The following is a 23,765-nucleotide window of genomic DNA, read 5'->3' as shown; positions in this document are numbered from 1 at the left end:
CCGTTGACGGCTATTCAGTCGCCGGAGACCAGGTCGGCGAGGTGCCGGAAGGTCTGCCAGGTCTCGGGGGCGAGCTCCTCCAGGCCGACGAAGTCTCCCCAGTTCAGGCCCTCGTCGTACGGGATGGTGACCACCTCCCGGCAGAGCCGCTCGACCATGGACAGGCCCCGGGCCCGCCTCGGCCGGTCGTAGGAGACCGCGACCACGCTGGACCGCACCAGCTCCTGGTGGCCCTCGTCCCGGATCAGCCCGAGCAGGCTCGCCGTCTCCCGGACGAAGCCGGACTGCGGGCCGGTGACGACCACCAGCTGGTCCGTCCGGCGCAGGACGTCGTGGACGTGGCCGTCGAGCGAGGGCGCGCGGACGGAGGTGACCAGGGTGGCGAAGTACCGTTCGAGCCCGAAGAGCAGGTCGGCGTACTCGGCTCCGGTCAGGCCCCAGGGCCGGAGTTCGCCGCGCTCGCCCGCGAGCAGGTGCACGCCACCGGGCCCGGCGGCCAGGTAGCCGCGCTGGCGGAACCAGTCCTCCCCGAGGTCCAGGCGGCCCGAGTCGCGCGGCTTGTGCGCACCGGGCCGGGAGTTCGAGTAGACCAGGCCCCAGAGGCCGCTGGGGACCTTGCGCTGCCCCCAGGCCGCGAGGGCGTCCGCGCCGCGTCCCGAGTCGAGTACCACCACCTCCTTGTCGGCGGCCGCGTTCCGCTCCACCAGGGCTCCGCCGAGCATCGCCGCCGTGGTGGCCAGCCCGACGCCGACGGCGGGGCAGAGCACGGTGATGTGCCGGTTTCCGGCCGGCCTGGGCGGCGGGTCCGCCCGGACCCGGGCGGCCCGCAGCCTCGGCGGGCCGTCGGCGGGCTCCGGGTCGGCAGGCCCGGGGACGGCGGCGGACGGCCCGCCGGGCTGGATGCCCCGGGAGTTGACGGAGCCCAGCAGTTCCCGGCCCCTCGGCGACATCCAGGCGGTCAGTGGGACGTCCTCGGAGCCGGGGGCCAGCGCGCGGCCGAACTCGCCCACCAGGGCGTCGATCCCGGGCCGTTCGGCCGGGTCGTGGCTGAGGCAGGCGGCCAGGACCGTGCGCCAGCGCTGCCGGGTGTGGCGCAGGTCCGCCCTCAGTTCGAAGGTCGGCGGGTCGGCGCTGCCGCGCCCCGGGTCGCGCCCGGTCCAGGCGTACTGCAGCACGGCGCCGAGCGAGAACATGTCGGCCTGCTGCGACAACTTCCCTTCCCCGGGCGCCCGGTAGGCCTCCGAGAACGCGTCGGCGGGCGGCAGTGCGGACCACCGGCCGGGCTGGTGCTGCCAGCCGGTGATCAGGGGGGCGTGCTCGGTGAGCAGGATCCGGTCCGGGCTCAGGTGGCCGTGCAGCAGGCCCTTGGCCGCCGAGTCGCGCAGCGCGGTCGCCAGGTGCAGCGCCAGGTGCCAGAGGAACCTGGTCGGCCTGAGCGGCCCGCAGGCCTCGACGAACTCCCGCAGGGTGGGCGCCGGGACGTCACCGGAGGTGAGCGGCACGGCCGTGGCCAGCCAGCCGGCCTTGTCCCGGGTGTCCCAGGTGATCAGCGGGGTGCTGTAACGGGGGCTGAGGCTGTTGAGGTTCTCGACCTCGTCCGCGAGCAGGCCCCAGGCGCGCTGGCTGCGCGGGCGCGGTCCGGCCGTCCGGACGGCCACCAGCTCGCCGCCCTTCTTCCGGGCGGCGTAGAGCCAGTTCTCGGTGTCCGGTGACAGCCGGCCGAGCACCCGGTACGGGCCGATCACGGCCGGGTCGTCGGGGTCCGGCGGGCGCAGCCGGCCGCGCTCCGCCAGTGCCACGGCGGCCGGGGGCCACCCCGGCGACCCGGTGGACGGCCGCCACCAGGTCTCGGCCACCCGCTCGGCCGCCTCCGGCCCGACCCCCAGCCGGCGCAGCAGCGGGCCGGCCGCCCAGGCGAAGGGCGCGCCGTCCGCGCGCGCGGTGTCGCCGGGCCGGTCGGCCGGGCCGAGCAGCCAGGCCGGGAAGTCGGGCGACCGCCCGGCCAGGCTTTCGAGTTGCCGGCTCACCCGGTGCCCGACCTCGACCAGCTCCGCCGTCGGGAGGTCGTCGAGCAGCCGGTCCTTCACCACCGCCGGGAAGTCGAACAGCCGGTGGTGGGCGGGCTCCCGGCCGGTGCCCGGCACCGGCCGGACCAGCCCGCCGAGGAAGACCTCGGCCAGCGGCACCGGGTCGGCCGGCTGCGGGCCGGCGGCCTGCACCAGGCGCATCACCGGGACGGTGACGGGCGCGACGGCGGCCAGCTGCGCCGCCAGCCGGTACGCCTGCGGCGAGGCGGCGGCCCGGAAGTGCTCCAGCCGGGCGACCGCGGCCCGGTCGGGGTCGGCGGCCTGCCGGGGCACCGCCGGCCGGGGCCTGCGCGGCGGCCCCGGTTCCCAGAGCGCCAGCCGGGCCTGGCCGCCGGAGGAGGCCAGCAGGCGGGACCAGTCGCGCAGGGCGGCCGGGGTCAGTTCGAGGACGGGCACCGGGACGCCCGGCCGGCCGGGCGCGCCGTACGGCAGGTACGGGTCCTGGACGCGCCAGTCGGCGTTCGCGGCGCCCTGCCGGGGCGTGCACACCGTCCAGTACTCGGCGGGCAGGCCGGAGCCCGGCCACATCCGGCGCGGCAGGGTGTGCAGCACGGCCGTCGGGCCGCAGCGGGCCCAGCGGTCGAGCACGTCCCGGATCCGCCCGTCCCGCCAGGCGGCCCCGGCGCCGTCGCTCAGCAGCAGCACCAGGCTCTGCCCGGTCGGGTCGGCCAGGGTGGCGGGGTCGAGCAGGGCCGGGTCCCCGTCGGCCGCGTCCCGGTACGGCGCGGCGCTCAGCCGGACGGGTTCCGTACCCCGGGTTCGCAGCCCGAGCACCCGGACCTGCCGGAAGGCGCCGCTGCGTTCGAGCAGCAGGCGCAGGTCGGCGGCGGTGCGGCGCCAGAGCAGCATCGAGACGCCGTCGTCGACCACCAGGTCGCAGCGCAGCCAGCGTTCGCGGGCCGGGCGGAGCACCGCGTCCGGCAGGCCGGTCTCGGCGGCCTCGGCGGCGGTGGCCGTCTCGTCCAGCTCGGTGCGCCAGCGGCTGGCGCGGTGCAGCTTGAGCGGCCGCAGGGCCCGGGCCAGTCCCAACTCGTCGGGGAAGGCCCGGCGTTCGGGAACCCGGACGGCCTGGGCGCGCTGCGCCGCCGGCGCCGCCCGGAGCCGGGAGGCCGGCGCCGGGCCGTCGGCGCTCTCGCGGACGGGCGCGCCGGGGGCCACGGTCGCGTGCAGGGGGTGCGGGGCCGGCTCCGGTTCGGCGGCTGCCGGGGCGGGCCCGGTCACGTCTCCCGGGCCCGCGCCGTCTTCCGCTGCTTCGGCCGGCCCGGGCCCGGGCGTCGCCGCGGGCCCGCCGGCCGCCGGTCCGGGCTCGGCCTCGGCCGCGGGCTCGGCGGACGGCAGCCGGGCGGCCAGCCAGAGCGCGTCGAGCAGCTCCTCGGGAGCCAGCTCGACTCCCGCGCCGACCAGCACGTCCAGTGTCCGGCGCAGCGCCGTCCGAAGGGCCATGTCCGCTCAGACCGCCCCACCGAGGCGGTGCAGCACCGCGTCCAGCAGCCCGTCGGCGTCCAGGCTCAGCCCGCCCTTGCGCAGGAACACCGCGTTGAGCAGCTGGTCGGTGGCCAGCTCGCCGTGCGCCCGGCGCTCCAGGAAGGCGGTCAGCACGTCCTCGGCCCGGGTGAGCGCGTCCGGACCGAGGTGGGCGGCGACGATGTCGCGCAGCCGCTGCTCGTCCGGGTCGGGCAGGTCCAGCCGCAGGCAGCGGCGCAGGAAGGCGGGCGGGAAGTCCCGCTCGCCGTTGCTGGTGATCACCACGACCGGGAACTCGGAGCAGCGGACCCGGCCGCGCACCACCTTGGCCCGGCCGCCGTCGCTGTCGGCGGTGAGCACCTCCACCTCGGCGCTCTCCTCGGGCAGCCGGGACAGCTCGGGGATCTCGTACGCCCCGTCCTCGAAGACGGTGAGCAGGTCGTTGGGCAGGTCGACGTCACCCTTGTCGAGCTCGTCCACCAGCAGTGCGCGCGGCCGGCTCCCCGGGACGAGCGCGGTGCCGACCGGCCCGAGCCGCAGGAAGCTGCCGATGTCCGGCTCGGTGCCGCCGCGCTCGCGCACCAGCGTGCTCTCCCGCAGCCGGCCGATGGCGTCGTAGCGGTAGAGCGCGTCCTGGAGGGAGGAGCGGCTGTTGACCGGCCAGTGCAGCACCTCGCCGAGGCTCAGCTCCCGGGCGATGGCGTAGGCCAGCGAGGACTTGCCGGTGCCGGGGTGGCCGGTGACGAGCAGCGGCCGGCGCAGGTGGAGGGCGGCGTTGACCACGTCGGCCTCGGCGCGGCTGATCAGGTACGGGCGGGGTGCCGGCACCTGGGCCGAGGGCTCCTCGGGGACGCGGCCGAAGCTGCGCCACGGCGGGGCCTCGGGCATGGCGGGCATGCGGGGGACGCCGTCGCCTTGGAACAGGCGCCAGTCCGGGGCGGGGGGCCGGCTGTTCATACCGTGCTCGTCTCCTCGTAGCTGCTGTCGAAACCGTCCTGCGCCCAGTCCTCGTCCGGGTCGGCGAGTTCCAGCACCGGCGGCGGCGGCCGGTGCGGGTCCTCCAGTGCGAGCACCGGCCGGGCCGGCCAGCCGGTGGCGTCGGCCCAGGCGGCGGCCCGGTAGCTGCGCACCCGTTCGGGCAGCCCGTCGGCGGGGCCGGCCGGGGCGATCTCGCCGAAGTGCGCCGCCGGGGTCTCCCCCACGGCGTGCCGGTCCCAGAGCACCACGGGGACGCCGAGCCGCAGGCAGAGCGCCGCGACGGCCGGGCGGCCCGCCCGGTCGGGGGTGCCGACGACGATCCGGGCGAGGTCCAGGTCGCGGTAGACCGCGCCCTTGACCTGGCGCGGCTCCTGCCCGCCGGCGGTCAGCCGGAGCGGCTCGCCCCGGTCCCGGCCGAGCCAGCGGCGGCGCAGCGCCTTGGCCCGTTCGCGCTCGCGCAGCGGCGAGAGCGAGGCGGCCAGCCGGACCACCACGGGGTGGGCCATGCCGAGCGGTTCGGGTTCGCCGTCGGCCAGCGGGTCGTCCGGGTCGGCGCTGTCCCACTCCTCGGCGGGCAGGCCGAGTTCGGGCTCGTCGAGGAAGAACTCCACCACCGGGCCCGGCCGGTCGCCGGTGCCGGACTCCTCGGGCTCGTCCCAGACCGCGAGGGTGGCGCGGACCAGCCCGGCGACCTCGTCCGGCCCGAGCGGGTGCGAGCCGGGGTGCGGGACGGCGCGCAGTTCGCCGTCGCCGGGGTCGGTCCACAGCGCGCAGCGGAACCGCCCGGCCGCACCCCGGCTGCCGTGCTCGTAGCGGGTCAGCCGGACCGCGACGCGCGGCGCGGCGGCCGTGAGCCGGGCCGCCCGGCCACGGGCGGCCCACTCGGCGGCCTCGGCGGCGTACTCGTCCAGGACGGCGCGCGGCGTGCCGAGCCGGCGCGCGACCCGCCGGGACCAGGAGCGCAGCTCCTCGCCCCCGCTGCGGTCGGCCGTACTCCACTCGCCCGCACCGTGGTCGGCCGCCTCGGCGGCCTGGTCGAGCGCCGCCGCGCCGTACTCGGCGACCTTGAGCAGGGCGGGCGGGCGGGGCCGGCCGGGTGCGGCGACCGAGTTGCCGCCGGTGTAGGCCTCCAGCCGTTCGATCAGCGCCTCCGCGAAGTCCCGCTCCGCCCCGGCGCGTTGGCGCGGCAGGACGATCGCGGGCAGCACCGCCCGCGCCGCCTCGGCGAGGCCGGGACCGGGCTGCTCGCCGAGCAGGTCGACCAGCCAGTCGTACTCGCCCGGGGAGAGCAGCTTGGGGGCTCCGGCCGCCCGGCCCGCCGCGAGGAACCGCTCGGCGTCGGCCGGGCGTTCGCGCACCAGGCTCTCCACCAGGGCGGCGAGCGCGCGCGGCGCGGCGCAGAGCGTCCCGGCCAGCAGCTCGGGCTCGGGCGCGCTGCCGGCCGGCCCGGCGGGCAGGCCGCAGGCCTCGGCGACGTACCGGGCGTGCAGGCCGCGCTCCGCCGGGTCGGACAGCAACTCCCTCACCAGGAAGGCGAGTCGGCGGTGCGCGTCCCGGCCGGGAGGGACCGGCCGGGCGCCGGGCTCGGGCGGCAGCAGGGCGCTCAGCCCGGCGGGGCCGAGCGCGTGCTCCAACTCGGTCCGGATGGTCTGCCAGGACAGGGCGAAGGCGCGGTCCGCGTAACTGCGGCCCGGCCCGTCCTGCGTCCCGTAGAGCTGCCCGACCACCAGGCCGACCACCGCCTCCTGCTCGTACGACCAGAGCGGGCCGCCGCTGTAGCCCGGCTCGATGCCCGGACCGGTCGCGGCGTCGGCGTCGAGGTAGGAGGCGTCCGGCTCGCAGACCTTGACGGTGGTGTCGACGTAGGAGACCCGGTGTCCGGTGCCGTACCAGGCCCGGACCTTCTGACTGCGGGCCATCCGGCTCCAGCGCTGCGGGCGGACCCGGCCGGGGAGCCGGGTGGTGAGCTCCAGCACGGCGAGGTCGCCCTGCCATTCGGGCGCGCCGGGCACCGCCGGGCCGCCGCCGGGGGCCCGGGGTGCGATCCAGGTCCGGACCACCGCGTCGGCGCCGCCGCCCGGGAAGACCAGCCCGATGACCGCGTCACCCGGGTGGCCGGGCTCGAACATCGACCGCCCCAGGGCCGCGTTCACCACGTGCGCGCAGGTCAGCACGGACCGGCCGGCCAGGAAGACCCCGCCGCCGACCGGCCGGGCCGCCGAGGTGTCCAGGACGGTCGCGAGCGCCGCCCGCAGCGTCGGCTCGGCACTGTCGGCGTCGAGGTCGAACCACCCCACGACTCAGCGGGCCTGCGGCAGCGCGACACCGGCGACGGCGCTCTCGCCCACGGCACTCTCGCCCAGGGCGTGCGGGCTCTCGGCGGGCTCGCCGACGGCGCGGGTGCGCGGCGGGAGCTGCCAGGTCGCGGAGACCGTCAGGCTGGCCTCACCGCTGCCGCTGACGATCCCGAGCTTGAGGTCGGAGCCGAACTGGACGCCGAACTCGACCGACACCTCGTGCGGCCGGTACGGGACGGAGGCCATGGTGCTGTGCACCTCCTGGAGCAGCGGCACCAGCGGGCGCAGCGCACTGCGCAGCGCGTCCTGCGCGAGCCGGGTCACCTTCGCGGGCTGCTCGCCCTCCCCCGCCGGCCGTCCCACCGGGCGGGCGCCGCCGAGGCCCGGCGGCAGCGGGGGCGCGCCGAGCGGCGGGCTCGGCTGGGGCTGCGGGCTCGGCTGGGGGGCCTCCGGCTGCTCCCGGGATACCGGGAAGGTTCGCAGCATGACTGACGATCCGTCGTCGAAGGAGAACTCGATGTAGTCCGACATGACGACGATTCTGCCGAGTCCTGATCATCCGCGCAGCCGGTTCCGACAATCCGGCCCGGGCCGGTCAGCGGGCGCGGTGGCCCGTGACGTGGGCGGTCCGGACGGCGGGGTTGCTGCTGTCACCCGACGTGGTCCCGAAGGACGAGGCGATGTCGGAACCGATCCCGGCCAGCAGGAAGAGCACCAGGAAGGCGGTGCCCCAGCCGCTGAGCCGCAGCGGGCGGGTGGCGGAGTACACCTGCTCCGTCGCCGGGTACAGCGCGGCGTCGCCGAACAGGTGCTTCGGGTAGGCCGAGGTCAGCATCAGTACGTAGGAGTTCAGCCGCACGGAGTACCGCAGGGTGGCGGCGGTGGCCTCGAACAGCGGCCGGGGAAGCCGGCCGGTGATCAGGACCACCAGCCAGATCAGGAAGGACAGCGCGAACCAGCCGCTGGAGACGAGGCTCTCGATGATCACGGCGGGGAACATCAGGATCAGCCGGAACAGCACGGCCAGCCGGTTCAGCCTCCCCGGGCGGAGCTCGATCTGCACGGGGTGGCCGGCGGGCGCGGCGAGCGAGAACGGCGGATACCGGTCGACCAGCAGCATCGCGCTCGCGGCGACCCGGGCCTGGTAGCCGACGTAGCCGGCCAGGAACCCCGCCACCGGCTCGGGCAGCCGCCCGGTGAAGAGCGCCGCGAACCAGCCGACGATCGCGGCGAGCGTGGCCACGATCGAGAGCACCCACAGCACGACGAACTGGGGAAGCAGCAGGAGCCAGCGCAGCAGCACGGTGAGCCGGCGCTGCGGCGCGGGCTCGGGGATGTCGAGCACCGGCAGCCACTCGGCCTGCCCCGGGTCGGGGACGCTCCACACGCCTGCTGCCACCATGGCCTGCTCCCTCTGTGCCGCGAAGTCCGCTGTCCGTTCCCAAACTGACAGCCCGACGGCCGGTCGGCCCGGCCGGTGGGCCGTACAGGTGGCGGCAGCGGCGGCCGGGCGGCACCGGGACGGTGGGATACTGGATCACGGATTCCGGGGTGGGAGGCACCGCATGACCAGTCGTCTGAGAGTACTGCGGAGGCAGAACCGGCTCAGCCTGGAGGCGCTCGCCGCCCAGGCGGGGGTGACGAAGAGCTACCTCTCCAAGGTCGAGCGCGGGGTGAGCGTCCCGTCCATCTCGACGGCCCTGCGGCTGGCGCACGCCCTCCGGGTGGACGTGGGCCGGCTGTTCTCGGACGAGGTGGAGCCCGAGCTCGTCACGGTCGTCCGGGCGGGCGAGCGGACGCCGTTCACGGCCGGTGCCGCCCCCGGTGCCGCCCACTACGAGGGCATCGCCACCGGGCTGAGCGGCAAGCGGATGGTGCCGTTCATGATGTACCCGACGGCCGACCCGGCGGACGCACCGTTCAAGTCCCACGCGGGCGAGGAGTTCTTCTTCGTCCACGCGGGCCGGGTCGAGCTGGAGTTCCCCGAGCGGCGGATCCCGCTCGGCCCCGGCGACAGCGTCTACTTCAACTCCGAACTGCCGCACCGCTCCAGACGCCTCGGCGAGGACCCCGCCGCCGTCCTGATCGTGATCCACGACGCCCCCGCCCAACCCACCGACCACGTCCCCGAACTCCCCTAGCCGCGCCTCGGCACGGGTCCAGGGGCGCGTGGGGGCCCCTCCCGGCCGAAGGCTGGGGGAGAACTGCGCGATTCGGAAGGCACGAACCCGCACTCCCCCGCCCGCACGGCCCCCACCCACCCCCGAAGGGCCTAGGCGGAGCCGCCAAGGCACAGCGGGTGCCCCCGCAACGCACGGCGCGCGTAGTACGCGAAGGAGGCCTGGCTGCGCTTGTGGGTGCTGGTCCAGTCGTGCGCCTCGCGGGCGAGCCCCGGCGGGATCTCGCGGATCGTCCCGGCCGCCATCGCCATGAGCTGGAGCTTCGCGGCGCGCTCGAACAGCACCGCCAGCACGCACGCCTCCTCGACCGTTGCCCCGGCGACCAGTTGGCCGTGGTGGGCCAGCAGCAGCGCCCGCTTGTCCCCGAGGGCCGCCGTGATCAGCTCGCCCTCCTCGTTGCCGACGGGGATGCCCGGCCACTCCGGCAGGAAGGCGCAGTCGTCGTAGAGCGGGGTCAGGTCCATGTGGGAGACCGCCAGCGGCTGCTCCAGCATCGAGAGCGCCGAGACGTGCAGCGGGTGGGTGTGGATGATGCAGTTGACGTCCGGCCGCGCCCGGTACACCCAACTGTGGAACCGGTTGGCGGGGTTGGCCATCCCGTCGCCTTCGAGGACGTTCAGGTCCTCGTCCACGAGCAGCAGGTTGGCCTCGGTCACCTCGTCGAAGCCCAGCCCGAGGCGCTGGGTCCAGTAGGTACCGGGGGCCTCCGCCCGGGTGGTGATCTGCCCGGCGAGGCCCGAGTCGTGGCCGGCGTCGAACAGGATGCGGCAGGTGAGCGCCAGCTTCTCCCGTGCCGTCCAGGTGTTGTCGGCGATCTCGGTCTGCATCCTGCGGTGGGCCAGGTCGACCAGGTCCGCCTTGCCGGCACCGAACGTGTCTGCCATGACGTCCTTCTCTCCCCCGGGTCGGGTGACGCTTCCTCACGGATCGGTGACGCATCCTCGATACGTCGATGACGCATCGTCAGGACACTCTGTCGACGATAGGACACACGGTGTCCTGTGTCGACCCTGCCCCGTCACCGCGCACCCCACCCGAGCCCCCCGGGTGATCGAACCCGTGTTCCATCGACGGAAGCCGGTCCAGTAACGTACTCGCCGATACCGGCACTGTCCTCGGGGGTCCTGACCGCGTGAGTACGACTCGTCGCTCCATCCTGCTGTCCGCCGCCGGCGTCGGAGGTGCCGCGCTGGGGGCGGGCGCCGTCACCGCCCCGACCGCGTCCGCGGCCACCGCCGCCACGCCCGTCTACCCGAGCACCAGCACCGTCGCGCTCGGCAACGTGTCGGGCAGCGCGGTGCTGGACCTCTCGGCGGCCGCCACCTTCACCTGCACGGTCACCGGCGACACGGTCTTCACGTTCACCAACTGGCCGACCGGGTCCGTGGCGACGGAGCCCACCGTCATCGCCACCCAGGACGGCACCGGACACACCATCAGCTTCTCCGGGGTGACCTGGCTGCCCGGCGGCACCCCGCCGCTGTTCCAGACCGGACCGCACCAGGTCGACATCAGCTGCTTCTTCAGCGACGACAACGGCAGCACCGTCTACGGCCAGGGCGGCACCTCGGCGGGTGGCGGGTTCGGGGTCTACGGCGACGGCAGCGACGGGCCGGCCGTCCTCGACGGGACCGCCACCTACCCGTCCTTCCTCGGCAAGTCCGGCAGCTACTACTGGCTGCTGCGGGACGTCTACCTCTCCTCGCTCGCCGTGGCGCCGGGGATCACACTCCAGCTGGGCGGCGGTGACACCCCGCCGTTCCGGCTGTTCTGCTCGGGCCTGGTGAGCATCGCGGCCACCGGCGGCGTGGCGGTCTACACCAACAGCAGCGCGGCCAAGGCCGCCGGCGGCTCGCTGCTGCCCGGCGCGTGGGGTCCGGCCGGGGGCACCGGCGCCGGCGCGGCGGGGGCCAACGTGCTGGGCCAGAGCGGGAAGTCGGCCGGCCAGGGCGGCGCGGCGAAGTCGGGGGCGACCGCCGGGGGCGCGGCCGGGGTCTCCTCGCTGCCCGCCGGGTACAGCCTGCCCCGGGCGCTGCCCTGGGCCGCGCAGATGGCCGCGTTCGGCCCGAACGTCACCGGCACCACGCAGTTCTTCCCCGGCGGCGCGAGCGGCGGGGCGGGCGCGGGGGACGGCTCGGCGGCCGGCGGCGCGGGCGGGGCGGGCGGCAGCCCGCTGTTCATCGCGGCCTGCAACCTGGTCAACAACGGCTCGATCATCTCCTACGGCGGCCGGGGCGGCGCCGCGGCCGGCGGCAACGCCGGTGGGGGCGGCGGCGGTCAGGGCGGACCGCTGATGCTCGTCCACAGCAGCTACAGCGGCAGCGGCGCGGTGGCCTCCACCGGCGGCCCGGGCGGCGCGGGCGCCGGCTCCGGGGCGAGCGGCACCGCGGGCGGGGCGAGCTGGATCACCAGGCTGGTGAACTGATGCTGCGCACCTTCTCCGCCCGGGGCTGGGCGCGGGCCAAGGGCCCGGACGCCCGGCCGGGCAACCTGGCGATCGGCGTCGCACTCGGCTCCGGCTACCAGAACTGGTTCGCCGCGCTGTCCCCGTCCGCCCGGCAGTCCGAGATCGCCAGCATGCGGGCCGCCGGGATCAGCTGGGTCCGGATGGACGCCGAGTGGTGGACGGTCGAGCCGAGCCAGGGCGTGTTCGACTGGTCGAACCCCGACGTCACCGCCGACGCCATGCTGGCCGGCGGCATGAACCTGGTGGTGCTGCTCAACGAGTCCCCGGTCTGGGCCCGTCGGGCGGCCGGCACCGCCCCGCTGAACAGCCCCTGGCCGACCCCGGACCCGCAGCTGTACGCCGAGTACTGCGGGCAGGCGGCCGCCCACTACGCCGCCAAGGGCGTGCACGTCTTCGAGCTGTGGAACGAGCCCAACCTCGACACCGGCGCGAACACGGCCGCCGGGTGGGGCTACCAGTCCCCCTGGGGCTTCGCCGACCTCGCGGTCGCCGCCTACCCGGCGATCAAGGCCGCCGACCCCAAGGCCCTGGTACTGGGCGGCACCCTGGCCACCGCGACCGAGTTCGGCACCGCCGGAACCGCGCGGACCGCCTCCTGGGCCGCCGTCCCCGCCGGGGCGGTCTCCGCCACCGTCAGCTGCCCGACCGCCACGGCCGCCGACGCGTACGGGATCCTCACCGGCACCGCCGACGGCTGGCCGGTCGGCACCGTGATCACCTCGGCCGCCGCCGGGCTCGGCTACACCGTCGTCCCGCCCGCCTGGCTCGGCGCCTTCCCCGCCGTCCCGGCGGCCACCGGGCACACCGTCCGCACCGGCAACGTGCAGTACCCGCCGGACGTGTTCCTCACCCAGGCCTACGCCCGCGCCGCCGGGCGGCCGATGTGGGACGCGCTGGCCATCCACCCGTACACCCAGCCGCTGCTGCCGGCCGCTCAGGCGGCGGTCTGGGGCGGCTGGGCCACCGTCCCGGCGCTGCGCCAGATCATGAAGGACAACGGCGAGGGGGCGAAGCCGATGTGGATCACCGAGGTGGGCGCGCCGACCGGCGCGGCCACCGTGTCCTGGCCCGCCGCCGCCGCGACCGCCGGCACGCTGGCCGTCAGCGGCCCGAGCGCCGCCGCGGCCGACCTCGGCTACCAGCTGGCCGCGCCCGGCCTGCCCGCCGGCAGCTACGTCGGCGCGGTGAGCCCGGGCAGCGGGTGGACGGTGCTGCCGCCCGTCGGCACCCTGGCGGCCGGCCTCGCCAAGGGGACACCGGCCACGTCGCTCCAACTCGCCGCCACCAGCACGGCCCTGACCATCCCGGCGGGGACGGTCCTGACCGTCCAGGCCGTGCCCGCCCCGCTCACCGTGACCACCTCCGCGGCGGTCACCACCGCCACGGCGGCCGCCACCACCGTCCCGGTGACCGGGTTCACCCCGGCCCACTCCTACGCCGCCGGCAGCGTCGTGCAGGGCCCGGCCGGCCAGCTCTGGGGCAGCGCGGTCGCGGCCGCCACGGGCCGGTCCGCCACCCTCACCCCGCCGGGCGTCGCCACCGCGTACGGACAGGTCGACGAGCCCACCCAGGCGGCGATCATCAGCCAGGTCTTCCGGTCCATCACCGTCGGCGTCCCGGCCGGCTCCGGCTCGCTCGGCTCCGATCCGTGGCCGTTCGTCGGCCCGGTCTTCCTGTTCTGCTGGAGCGACGCGGGCGGCACCGCCGGGCCGTTCGGCCTGGTCCGCCAGGACGGCACCCCGAAGGCCGCCCTCGCGGCCCTCACCGCGCTCGCCCGGACCGGCGGCGTCTGAGGGGCCTGCCGGGGTTACCTACGGATGACTGATTCGCTGTACGCACGGACTCGGCAGACTCCTGTTCCAGGGGCGGAACACCCGCCCCGGACACCGCGACCGGCAGGAGCGCCGACATGCCGTACTTCGAGACCAGCACCGACGGAACCCGGCTCGCCTACGAGGACTACGGCACGGGGCAGCCCATCGTCCTGGTCTCCAGCTGGGTGCTCAACGCCGACATGTGGGAGTACCAGATCCCGTACTTCACCGAGCGCGGCTACCGCTGCATCGCGCTGGACCGGCGCGGCCACGGCCGCTCGGACCGGCCGTCCGGCGGGTACGACATGGACACGGTCGCCGACGACCTGGCCGCGCTGCTGGAACGCCTCGACCTGCGCGAGGTCACCCTGGTGGGCCACTCGATGGGCGGCTGCGAGATCGCCCGCTACCTGGCCCGGCACGGCGAGAGCCGGGTGGCGAAGGTCGCCTTCGTCTCGGCGACACTGCCCTTCCTGATGCAGACCGAGGACAACCCGGACGGCGCACCGGAGGCGGTGCTGATGGGCTCCCTGGCCCAGCTGCGCCGGGACCGGCCCAACTGGTTCGCCCAGCAGGCGCAGGTCTGGTACGGGACGCACCTGGGCAACGCCGTGTCGCCCGCGCTGATCGAGTGGACGATCGCGCAGTGCCTCTCGGCCTCCCCCCGGGCGACCACCGAGCTGTTCCGCAGCCACGTCACCACCGACTTCCGGGCCGGCCTGCGGGAGATCACCGTGCCCGTGCTGATCGTCCACGGCGCCGCGGACTCGGCCGCGGACGTCGACCTGACCGCGCGCCGGACGGTACAGCTCGTCCCGCACAGCACCTACAAGGAGTACCCGACCGCCAGCCACGGCCTGTTCGTCACCCACCAGGACGAACTCAACGCCGACCTCCTGGAGTTCATCAAGAGCTGAGCAGGCCGGCCGGCCCGGCGGCCGAATCCGGCGAACCGCCCACAACAGGACCCCCGGCCGCTAACCTGGCCGGGACCGGGGGGTCTGGACCGGAGGGAGACCGGGATCGTGGGGGGCAGTGACGTGGGCGGCGGCAACATGGGCCGAGGCACCGTGGGCGGCGGGCGCACGAGCGGCGGGAAGACGCGGACGAACGGCTACGTCTGCTTCGCCGCGCAGGACTGGTGGTACCACAACAGGGCCCACTCGGACGTGCAGTTGATGCTCAACCTGGCCCGGCAGCGGCCGGTGCTCTTCGTGAACAGCATCGCCATGCGGATGCCGCTGCCGGGGCGCAGCTCGCAGCCGCTGCGCCGGATCCTGCGCAAGGCCCGCAGCATGGCCCGCAAGGTGCAGCGGCCGGTGCCGGAGATTCCCGGGTTCGCGGTCATGACGCCGGTGCTGCTGCCGTTCTACGGCAGCGCGACGGCGCGGGCGCTGAACGCCCGGCTGATCGCCTGGCAGGTCCGGCTGGCGGCCCGGAGCCTGGGCATGGCCACCGAGGTGGTCGTGGCCACCATCCCGACGGCGGCGGACGTGGTCGAGCACCTGCCGCACCGGGTGCTGGTCTACAACCGCTCCGACCGGCACTCCGCCTTCCCCGAGGCCGACACGGCCTCGGTCGAGCTGCTGGAGCGCAGCCTGATGCGCCGCGCCCGGCACGTGCTCTACGTCAGCACCGAGCTGATGACGGCCGAGCGCGAACTGACCGGCGACCGCGCGGTGTTCCTCGACCACGGCGTCGACCTGGAGCACTTCGCCGCGCCGGCCGCCGAGCCGGCCGACCTGGCGGCCGTCCCGCACCCGAGGATCGGGTTCTTCGGCGCGCTGGACGACTTCGTGGTCGACTTCGACCTGCTGGCCCGGGTCGCCAAGGAGTACCCGGACGCCCAGCTGGTGCTGGTCGGGTCCACCACGCACGACCTGGCGGCGCTCACCGCGCTGCCCAACGTGCACCACCTGGGCTTCAAGCCGTACGCGGAGATCCCGGCCTACGGGCGCGGCTTCGACGTCGCCCTGATGCCGTGGCTGGACAACGACTGGGTCCGGCACTGCAACCCGATCAAGCTCAAGGAGTACCTGGCGCTGGGCCTGCCGGTGGTGAGCACCGACTTCCCCGAAGTACGGCGCTACGCCGGGCAGATCGCCGTCGCGGACTCCACCGAGGCGTTCGTCGCCGCCGTCGGGGCGGCCCTGGCGGAGGCGGACCGGTCCGGCGAGCAGGAGGTCCGCGCGGCGGAGCTGCGGCGGGCCGCCGTGGCGGCAGACTCGTGGCAGGCACGCGCGGGCGACCTGCTCGCACTGGTCGAGGGCGCGCCGCAGGTCTGACCACCCGTGACCTGATCCGGTGCCGGCTAGGAGATCCGCGTGCGACGTCGTACCGCAGCAGTGCTGGCCCTGGCCCTGCTGGGCCTCAGCTCCTGTACCCCGGGCGGCGGGGTGCACCACCCGCCGCCGCCCCCGGCCCGGCCGGCCGGGGCGCCGACCGGCATCTTCGGGTCGGCCGTGCCGCAGACACCCGCCTTCGACGACCCGGCCGCCACCACGCTGGGGGTGCGGTTCACCTCGACCCTGCCCGGCGTGGTGACCGGCATCCGGTTCTACAAGGGCGCCGGGAACACCGGCGTGCACGTCGGCGCGCTCTGGGACGCCCAGGGCCGGCAGCTGGCCCAGGTCGCGTTCGCGCACGAGAGCGACACGGGCTGGCAGCAGGCCGACCTCTCCCAGCCGGTGCGGATCACCGCCGGGGCGACGTACACCGTGTCCTACCTGGCGCCCGCCGGGCACTACGCCGCCGCGCCGGACGCCTTCGACGGCGGCCCGGTCGTCCTGGCCTCCGGCCCGCTCACGGCGGTCGGCGGCGGCTTCGCGAGCGGCACGGCGACGGCCTTCCCCGGCCAGTCGCACCTGAACACCGACTACTACGTGGACGTGGTCTTCTCCCCCGACGAGTCGGTGACCCACGTGCCCGACGCCTTCACCCCGGCGTACTGGTCCAAGTGGGCCGCCACCGCAGCCTGGAGCGATCCGTCCCGGCTGCCGGTCGGCGTCTGGATGCAGGACCCGGTCACGCCGTACCAGGGCGCGGACGACGCGGACGCCTTCCGCGCGCTCGGCGTGAACACCTTCGTCGGACTGTGGGGCTGGCCCGCCGACGACCACGGGCAGATCCGGGCGGCGGCCGCCGCCGGGATGGCGGTGATCGCCGGCGGCCACGCCTGCGACCCCGCGCCGGGCGGCGCGGGCGGCGCCGCGCAGTGGCCGTGCACGACCGCCGACCTGCCGCTGGCCGCCCGGGCGGCGCAGGCCGGGGGCGGCACCCTGGCGGGCTACCAGCTGGCCGACGAACCGGACATGAACGCGCCGGACGGCACCGCCACCGGGGCCGGCTGCCTGCCCCCGGCGCAGCTGGCGGGCTTCGCCGCGAGCCTGCGGCGGCAGGACGCCACCCGGCCGGTGCTGGTCAACTTCGGTACCGGGGTGGCCGGCGGGGCCCGCAGCCCCGGCTGCCCGACGGACTTCAGCCAGTACACGGCCACCGCCGACATCGTCTCGGTGGACTTCTACGGCGTCAGCGACCCGTCCTCCCCGGCGGGCACCAAGGGCGTCCGGACGTACGGGACCACCGCCGCGCGGACCAGGCTGCTCTCGCCGGGCAAGCCGGTCTGGGTCTTCCTGGAGACACCCGTCCAGATGCAGGCCGGCTCCGCCACCCCGACCGGCGCGAAGGCCGCCTCACCGGCCCAGGTCCGCGCGGCGGCCTGGGCGGCGCTGGTCAACGGCGCCACCGGGATCAGCTGGTTCTGCCACTCCTTCGTGTCCTGGCCCCAGGTGGACGCCTGCCTGCGGGACGCGGCCTCGGCCGCGACCGTCAAGGCGGTGGACGCGGACGCCCGGACGTACGCCGCGTACTGGAACGCCCCGCCCGTCCTGGTCGGCGCGACGACCAGGGGCGCACCGGTCACCGCCACCCTGCGCCGGGCGGGCGGCCGCACCGCCGTCCTGGCCGTGGCCACCGACAGCGCCACCCTCCCCCAGGGCGGCCCGTCCACCGCCACCTTCACCGTCCCGGGCGGGTACACCGGCCCGGTCCGCACCGACGACGGCCGTACCCTCACCGCCCACCAGGGCACCTTCACCGACACCTTCACGGCCTACCAGCCCCACGCGTACACGCTGGGCTGACCTGCCTGCGGGTTCCCTCCGAGGGGGAACCCGCACGACTACGGATGCGGGGCTCCCTTTCAGGATCGGGGTCCTCCAGGGGCGCGTGGGGGCACCTCCCGGCCGAAGGCTGGGGGAGAACTGCGCGAACAGGCCCCCCCACAGGTGCGCGATTGCGCGAACATCTCCCCCGCCCGGTCCGGTTGCCCGCGTGCGCACAGCCCCCGCAGGGACCTCTCAGCCGCGCGAGGCGAGGAGCAGGCGCAACGCCGCCCGGGGTCCCTGGAGGAGGTAGCGGCGGGCCAGGCGGCGGGGTTCGAGGACGAGGCGGTAGAGCCACTCCAGGCCGCTGTTGCGCCAGCGGTCGGGGGCGCGGTCGACCACGCCGGCCAGGAAGTCGGCGGCGGCGCCGACGGCGAGGCCGACCCGGATGCCGCTGGTGACGGCGTGGTCGGCGAGCCAGGCCTCCTGGCGGGGTTTGCCGAGGCCGACGACCAGCAGGTCGACCGCCGCGAGCCGGACCTGCCCGGCCAGCTCCGCCGCGCCGCCGGGCGCGGTGAGTTCGGCCCGGCTCGGGGCCCAGTACCCGGCGACCACCAGTTCGGGCCACTCCTCGGCGAGGCGGGCCGCGAGCAGCCGGTGGGTCTCCGGCTGTCCGCCGAGGAAGCCCACCCGGGCGCCGGCCGAGGCGGCGACCGAGAGCAGGTCGGGCAGCAGGTCCGCCCCCGTGAGCCGTTCCCAGGGGCTGCCGGTGAGCCGGCGGGCCTGCCAGACCAGCGGCATGCCGTCGAGCAGCACCAGCCAGTCGGCGTCCTGTTCGGCCCGCTCGACCACTCCGGCGTGGGCGCCGCCCCGGCCGAAGTGGTGCAGGTGGTCGAGGTTGCTGGAGGCGACCACCAGCGGCCGCGCCGGCGGCCCGGTGAGCCGGTCCTTCACCCGCAGCAGCAGGCCGGCCAGGTCCCAGCCGTCGGCGGGTGTCCCGCCGAGGACCATCCGCCGGGCCTCCCCGGCCTCCCCCGCGCGTCCGGTTCCGTACGTTCCCGTCAAGTCGCCACTCCCCTGGGCATGGTGCGGCGCCGCAGCAGCGGCGCCCTGGTCCGGGGGCGGCGGCCGCGCAGGTACTCGTCCGTCCAGAGCGCCGCGGCCACCCCGCCGACGAGGCCGAGGGCGGCGACGCCGACCAGGCCCCGGCTCTTGACGCCCATCACCGGCAGAGCGGTCGCGGGGACCAGTTCGTCGCTGGTGATGTAGCGCTGCTGCGGGACGTTCAGGCCGTCCTGCATCGTCCGCAGATGAGCGCCGAAGGCCTTGATGACGATGTCGACCTCGCGGTCGGCCTGCTCCGGGTCGGTACCGCGCACGCTGATCTCCACCGTGGGCACCACGTACGCCTCGGTCTTGGTGGTACCGGTGTTGCGCGGCGCCAGGTCGTACGCGCCGCTGACCCCGGCACGGCGCAGTTCGGCCGCGCCGGACTGGCTCTTCAGTACGGTGACCACGGCGGCGCCGATGATCGCCAGCGACGGCCGGAAGTCGGTCAGGCCGGTCGGGTCCTGCCGGGTCTCAGGCGGTTTCACCCGGACCACGGCCGTGGACATGTAGACCACCCCGGGCTTCACCACCACCAGCGCCCCGGCCAGCGACAACCCGGCCGCGAGCACGAGCACCAGCCAACGGCGCACCAGCGCGCGCAGAACCTGACGGAAAGACACGGTCACCCCCACCCCGACGGTCATGCTCTCACCCCGTCGAACGGGATGACGGCAGTTCGAGGATTGTTCTCCACCGGATCGCCGTTCCAACTACGCTCGTCCCGGGGTGGCTTGAGGGAGCCGGTCGGTCCTGCCCAGAAGCACTGCGACACTGGGGGAAGGCACGGCCCCAGGGGGAGAGATGTTGGACATGCGCGAGGTCCTACGAGTGATCCGCAAGCGCTGGTACGTCACACTGCCGATCGTGGTGATCACGATCTGCCTGTCGGCCGTCGCCAACGCCGTACTGCCTACGACGTACCAGTCGGACTGCTCGATATCACTGTTGAATTCGCCGGACGTGGCGGCGCTACCGCCCAACAACGGCAATCCGTTCCTGAGTTTCAGTCAGGCGCTGACCGTGACGGCCGACTTCCTCGGCCGCCGGCTCGCCTCGGACGAGTCCGCCAAGGCGCTGGCCAAGCGCGGGCTCACCGGCACGTACGGGGTGAAGCTGGCCGACAACGCGATGGGCCCGTTCCTGACGCTGACGGTGACCGGCACGGACCCGGTGCAGGTGCGGAAGTCGATCGACATCCTGAACACCTTCACCGCCGAGCAGCTCAAGACCATGCAGAGCGAGCAGCAGGCCCCGGCGGGCGCGCAGATCGCCTCCACGGTGATCGTGCCGCCGCAGGCGCCGCAGGCGCAGACGAAGAGCAAGCTGCAGTCCGTCGCGCTGATCGCGATGGGCGGGTTCGCCATCGCCTTCCTGTCCGCCTTCCTGACCGAGAACCTGCTCGGCATCCGGCGGCGGGCCTGGTTCGGGCGTCGCAGGCGCGCCGCGCAGGCCGCTGAGGAACTGCCCGCCCAGGCCCAGGAGTCGGTACCCGCCGGGAGCAGCACCGCATGACGGACCGGGACGTCCTGACCAAGGCGCAGGCCCCCGCCCGGCCGTTACCGGCCGCCGCGCCGCGGGGCGCGTACGGCGTGGACGCCGTGACCGTGCTGACCGGCTACGTGCTGCTGGCGATGTTCATCCCGTCCAACCTGGTGCTGCCGGGCATGGGCGGCGTGGGCACCCCGGCCAACGTGGTCGCCCTGATGGCGCTGATGTGGTTCCTGGCGGCCTGGCTGACCGAACGCATCACGCCCGCCAAGGGCACCCGGGCGCCGCGCCGGGCGATGGTGGTGTACGCGTCGGCGATCCTGCTGGGGTACATCGCCTGCGCCGGGCGGCCCGCCATCACGAAGGAGATGCAGGGCGCCGACCGGGGGCTGATCGCCTTACTGGTGTGGACGAGCCTGGTGGTGGTCTCCTCGGCCGGCATCCGGGACCGGGCCCGGCTGGAGGTGCTGCTGCGCCGGCTGGTGGTCTGCGCGAGCATCGTCGCGCTGCTCGGCTGGTACGACTTCCTCACCCACACCAACATCGCGGCCTCGCTGCACATCCCGGGCCTGCAGGAGAGCTCGGCCGGGGTGGCGCCGATGAGCCGGGGTGCCTTCACCCGGCCCCGGGGGACCACCGGACACCCGCTGGAGTTCAGCGGGATGCTGTCGATGCTGCTGCCGTTCGCCGTCCAACAGGCCTTCGACCCGGCGCGGTTCGCCTCGGGCAAGCTGCGCCGCTGGCTGCCGGTGGTGCTGATCGGCGGCGCGCTGCCGCTGTCGATCTCGCGGACCGGGATCATCGGCGTGGCGGTCGCGCTGTTCACCCTGCTGCCCGCCTGGTCGGCACGGCGCCGGGGCTACGTACTGGGCGCCGTCGGGGCCGGGGTGCTGGGCATGGGCGTCGCGGTGCCGGGCCTGCTGTCCACCCTGACCGGGCTGTTCAGCTCGTTCTTCAGCAACACCGACAGCAGCACCCAGGCCAGGACCGGCGACTACGCCAAGATCTGGGAGTACATGCAGAGTTCGCCGTGGTTCGGCCACGGCATGGGCACCTTCCTGCCCGAGCTCTACTTCTTCACCGACAACATGTACCTGCTGACCGCCGCCGAACTCGGCGTGTTCGGCATCCTGGCGCTGCTGTTCGTCTTCCTCACCGGCCTGCACACCGGCGGCGCGGCGCGCCGCCTGTGCCGGGACGACTCCTCGCGCGAGCTGGCGCAGTGCTTCGTCGCGGCCGCCGCCGTCGCCCTGGTCACCAGCGCGACCTTCGACTCCCTGGGGTTCCCGATGTTCGCCGGCATGTTCTTCCTCCTGCTGGGCGCGGGCGGCAGCTTCCTCGGGAGCTGCCGCTTCCCCTCCCCCGCAGGGGACTCGACGGGGGCCGGCCGGTGACGCTCGCCGACAGGGTACGGTCGGGCGCCCGGCTGAGCCTGCTCAACACCGTGGTGATCCGTATCGGCAACTTCGCGGCCGGCGTGGTGCTGGCCCGGGGGGTGCTCGGGCCGCGCGAGTGGGGGCTGTACGCGACCGGCATGGTCGCGCTCGGCGTGCTGCTGTCCGCGAACGAGATGGGCGTCAGCCTGGCGGTCGTCCGCTGGGACCGGGACGTGCGGGAGTTCGCGCCGACCGTGCTGACCCTCTCGGTGCTGTCCAGCACCACGCTGTACGGGGTGCTGTACTTCGCCGCCCCGGTCACCGCCCGGCTGCTCGGCTCCCCCGACGCCACCTCGATGCTGCGGGTGCTCTGCCTGTCGGTCGTCATCGACGGCGTCGCGTGCGTGCCCAACCAGATCATCGCGCGGGAGTTCCGGCAAGGCGCCCGGATGGTGCTGGACCTGCTCAACTTCCTGGTCACCACGGTGACCACACTCGTCCTCGCCTACCACGGCGCTGGCGCGATGAGCTTCGCGTGGGGGGCGCTGGCGGGCAACCTGTGCGGGCTGGCGGGCTGCGCCGTCGCGGTGCCCGGGGCGCTGCGGCCGGGCTGGAAGGGCGCCGAGGCGCGGGCCCTGGTGGCCTTCGGACTGCCGCTGGCCGGGGCCAGCCTGCTGGTGCTCGCCATGCTGAACGTGGACTCGGTGGTGACGGGCGCGCTGCTCGGCCCGGTCGCGCTCGGCTTCTACCAACTGGCGTTCAACGTCTCCAGTTGGCCCGTCCGCAGCATCTCGGAGGCGGCCCGGCGGATCTCCTTCGCCGGCTTCTCCCGGGTGGCGGACTCCCCCGCGGCGCTCTCCGACGCGTTCGGGCGCGGGCTCGGCCTGCTGATGGCGGCGGCCGTACCGCCGTGCGTCCTGCTCGCCACCCTCGCGGCTCCGGCCGTCGACACCATCTACGGCGCGAAGTGGGCACCCGCCGCCGACGTGCTGCGCTTCCTCGCCCTGCTCGGACTGCTGCGGATCGCCTACGAGTTGGCGTACGACTGCCTGGCGGCGGCGGGGCGGCGCAGTTCGCTGATCGGCGTGCAGGGCATGTGGCTGGCCGCACTCGTCCCGGCGCTGCTGCTCGGCGCGCACCTCTGGGGCATCGCCGGGGTCGGCGCCGGCCACCTGGTGGTCGCGGCGGTGGTGGCGGCGCCCGCCTTCGTCTGGGGGCTGCGCCGGACGGGCATCCGGGGCGGGGTGGTGCTGCGGGCCTGTACCCGGCCGTTCCTCGGCGGGCTGGTGATGGCGGCGGAGTCCCTGGCGGTCTTCCGCTGGTGCGGCGGGACCCGCTGGGGCATGTTCGTGGCGGGCGCGGTGGCACTGGCCACCTACGTGCCGGTGGTGCTGCCGATGCGGCGGCTGCTGAAGACCGATCCGGCGCCGGTCCCGGTACCGGCCCCGCAGTTGGAAGGCGAACTCCGATGACGGCGGTCCTGCGGCGGGGCAAGCAGGCCCTGCGCGACACCTTCGGCTTCCTGCGGCTGATGGAGACCCGGAACAAGGCCGTGCTGGGCTGGACGGCTGTCGGCCTGCGCCGCCGGGAGGACGCCGAGGTACGCCGCCTGGCCGCCGCCCTCGGGCCGCGTCCGACCGCCCTGGTGGCGACGGTGATCCCGACCTTCCGCCGGCCCGAGGGCCTGCGGCGGGCGGTGGCGGCGGCCCTGGCGCAGACCGTCACCGACCAGGTGGTGATCGTGGTGGACGACGGCGCCGGCCTGCCCGAACTCCCGGACGATCCACGGCTGTTCGCGGTGAGCCTGGAGCGGAACACCGCGGTGGCCGGGGTGGTGCGCAACGTGGGGATCCGGCTGACCTCGTCGACGTTCGTGGCCTTCCTCGACGACGACAACGAGTGGGAGCCGGACCACCTCGCGGTGGCACTGGCCGCCCTGCGGGCACCCGGCGGCCCGGACGCGGTCTACACCGCGCTGCGGCGGATCCGGCCGGACGGCAGCGAGCTGGACGTGCTCTCCGTCCCCTTCGACCGGCGGCACGCGGCGGAGGAGGGCTTCCTCGACACCAACGCGGTGGTCGCCCGGCGCACCCGGTCGCTGCGGTTCAGCCGGCTGCGGCGGCCCCCGCAGGTCGTCCCGCGCGAGGACTGGGAGCTGGTCTTCCGGTACAGCCGCAGCCGCACGGTGGCCCACCTGCCGGTGCCGACCGTGCGGTACCTGGTCAACCCCGAAAGCTACTGGAGCACTTGGGCGGACTGATCCCCGCCCGGTCGACCATGCACGAATCCAGGGGCGCGAGGCTCTGCTGGATGAACTGCGTGCGCGAGATCGGAAGGCAACAGGCCCGCACCCTTCCGATCTCGCGCAGTTCCTCGCGCCCCTGATGTGGCTGACCTGTTG

General features: G+C 75.1%; 18 protein-coding genes. 10 read left to right on the top strand and 8 right to left on the bottom strand.

Features of this window, described 5'->3' with window-relative positions; translation table 11 throughout:
- Positions 1-14: 14 nt before the first annotated feature.
- The 5 genes from ABD330_RS22865 to ABD330_RS22845 form a co-directional block, all read right to left on the bottom strand.
- The gene (locus ABD330_RS22865) at positions 15-3,530 is read right to left on the bottom strand and encodes an SAV_2336 N-terminal domain-related protein (protein WP_344467818.1); all 3,516 of its coding nucleotides are present in this window, start codon (positions 3,528-3,530) and stop codon (positions 15-17) included.
- A gap of 6 nt (positions 3,531-3,536) precedes the next feature.
- On the bottom strand, positions 3,537-4,508 hold the full coding sequence (locus tag ABD330_RS22860) for an AAA family ATPase (protein WP_344467817.1): 972 nt from the start codon (positions 4,506-4,508) through the stop codon (positions 3,537-3,539).
- Entirely contained in the window at positions 4,505-6,826 is a 2,322-nt protein-coding gene (locus ABD330_RS22855; protein WP_344467816.1) for a VMAP-C domain-containing protein, read from the bottom strand. The genes ABD330_RS22860 and ABD330_RS22855 overlap by 4 nt, the downstream gene beginning before the upstream one ends.
- A gap of 3 nt (positions 6,827-6,829) precedes the next feature.
- A complete protein-coding gene (locus tag ABD330_RS22850) occupies positions 6,830-7,357 on the bottom strand; it encodes a CU044_2847 family protein (protein ID WP_344467815.1) in 528 nt (175 codons plus the stop codon).
- Positions 7,358-7,421: 64 nt separating this feature from the next.
- Positions 7,422-8,225 (bottom strand): DUF4389 domain-containing protein, encoded by an 804-nt coding sequence (locus tag ABD330_RS22845; RefSeq protein WP_425555613.1) that lies wholly within the window; start codon positions 8,223-8,225, stop codon positions 7,422-7,424.
- Positions 8,226-8,391: 166 nt separating this feature from the next.
- Here ABD330_RS22845 and ABD330_RS22840 point away from each other — a divergent pair, with 166 nt between their 5' ends.
- On the top strand, positions 8,392-8,967 hold the full coding sequence (locus ABD330_RS22840; RefSeq protein WP_344467813.1) for a helix-turn-helix domain-containing protein: 576 nt from the start codon (positions 8,392-8,394) through the stop codon (positions 8,965-8,967).
- 131 nt (positions 8,968-9,098) lie between these two features.
- Here ABD330_RS22840 and ABD330_RS22835 read toward each other — a convergent pair whose 3' ends face one another.
- Positions 9,099-9,890 carry an aldolase gene (locus tag ABD330_RS22835; protein WP_344467812.1) on the bottom strand — a complete coding sequence of 264 codons (792 nt, stop codon included), beginning with the start codon at positions 9,888-9,890 and terminating at the stop codon, positions 9,099-9,101.
- Positions 9,891-10,138: 248 nt separating this feature from the next.
- Between ABD330_RS22835 and ABD330_RS22830 the strand changes: the two genes are divergently transcribed.
- From ABD330_RS22830 to ABD330_RS22810, 5 genes are all read left to right on the top strand, one after another.
- On the top strand, positions 10,139-11,431 hold the full coding sequence (locus tag ABD330_RS22830) for a hypothetical protein (protein WP_344467811.1): 1,293 nt from the start codon (positions 10,139-10,141) through the stop codon (positions 11,429-11,431).
- On the top strand, positions 11,431-13,266 hold the full coding sequence (locus ABD330_RS22825; RefSeq protein ID WP_344467810.1) for a cellulase family glycosylhydrolase: 1,836 nt from the start codon (positions 11,431-11,433) through the stop codon (positions 13,264-13,266). The genes ABD330_RS22830 and ABD330_RS22825 overlap by 1 nt, the downstream gene beginning before the upstream one ends.
- Before the next feature lie 116 nt (positions 13,267-13,382).
- Positions 13,383-14,204: an alpha/beta fold hydrolase gene (locus ABD330_RS22820; RefSeq protein WP_344467809.1), complete on the top strand. Its 822-nt coding sequence runs from the start codon at positions 13,383-13,385 to the stop codon at positions 14,202-14,204.
- A 108-nt stretch (positions 14,205-14,312) separates the two neighbouring features.
- Complete coding sequence (locus ABD330_RS22815; protein ID WP_344467808.1) at positions 14,313-15,572, top strand: glycosyltransferase; 1,260 nt, start codon at positions 14,313-14,315, stop codon at positions 15,570-15,572.
- Between the two features lie 39 nt (positions 15,573-15,611).
- Positions 15,612-17,429 (top strand): DUF4082 domain-containing protein, encoded by a 1,818-nt coding sequence (locus ABD330_RS22810; RefSeq protein WP_344467807.1) that lies wholly within the window; start codon positions 15,612-15,614, stop codon positions 17,427-17,429.
- A 216-nt stretch (positions 17,430-17,645) separates the two neighbouring features.
- Here the strand turns inward: ABD330_RS22810 and ABD330_RS22805 are convergent, their stop codons facing one another.
- On the bottom strand, positions 17,646-18,455 hold the full coding sequence (locus tag ABD330_RS22805; RefSeq protein WP_344467806.1) for a WecB/TagA/CpsF family glycosyltransferase: 810 nt from the start codon (positions 18,453-18,455) through the stop codon (positions 17,646-17,648).
- On the bottom strand, positions 18,452-19,120 hold the full coding sequence (locus tag ABD330_RS22800; RefSeq protein WP_344467805.1) for a hypothetical protein: 669 nt from the start codon (positions 19,118-19,120) through the stop codon (positions 18,452-18,454). Before ABD330_RS22800 ends, ABD330_RS22805 begins: the two co-directional genes overlap by 4 nt.
- A 181-nt stretch (positions 19,121-19,301) precedes the next feature.
- Between ABD330_RS22800 and ABD330_RS22795 the strand changes: the two genes are divergently transcribed.
- From ABD330_RS22795 to ABD330_RS22780, 4 genes are read left to right on the top strand one after another with little or no spacing between them, the layout of a single operon-like run.
- Positions 19,302-20,012, top strand: a complete 711-nt coding sequence (locus ABD330_RS22795; protein ID WP_344467804.1) for a YveK family protein — start codon at positions 19,302-19,304, stop codon at positions 20,010-20,012.
- A complete protein-coding gene (locus ABD330_RS22790) occupies positions 20,009-21,382 on the top strand; it encodes an O-antigen ligase family protein (protein WP_344467803.1) in 1,374 nt (457 codons plus the stop codon). Before ABD330_RS22795 ends, ABD330_RS22790 begins: the two co-directional genes overlap by 4 nt.
- Positions 21,379-22,836 carry an oligosaccharide flippase family protein gene (locus tag ABD330_RS22785; protein ID WP_344467802.1) on the top strand — a complete coding sequence of 486 codons (1,458 nt, stop codon included), beginning with the start codon at positions 21,379-21,381 and terminating at the stop codon, positions 22,834-22,836. Before ABD330_RS22790 ends, ABD330_RS22785 begins: the two co-directional genes overlap by 4 nt.
- Positions 22,833-23,624 (top strand): glycosyltransferase family 2 protein, encoded by a 792-nt coding sequence (locus ABD330_RS22780; protein WP_344467801.1) that lies wholly within the window; start codon positions 22,833-22,835, stop codon positions 23,622-23,624. Before ABD330_RS22785 ends, ABD330_RS22780 begins: the two co-directional genes overlap by 4 nt.
- Positions 23,625-23,765: the final 141 nt, after the last annotated feature.

It is taken from the genome of Kitasatospora kazusensis (genome assembly GCF_039529945.1).
Taxonomy (GTDB): domain Bacteria; phylum Actinomycetota; class Actinomycetes; order Streptomycetales; family Streptomycetaceae; genus Kitasatospora; species Kitasatospora kazusensis.
The sequence above is the reverse complement of the archived record's forward strand: the minus strand, read 5'-3'. Positions and strand labels throughout refer to the sequence as shown.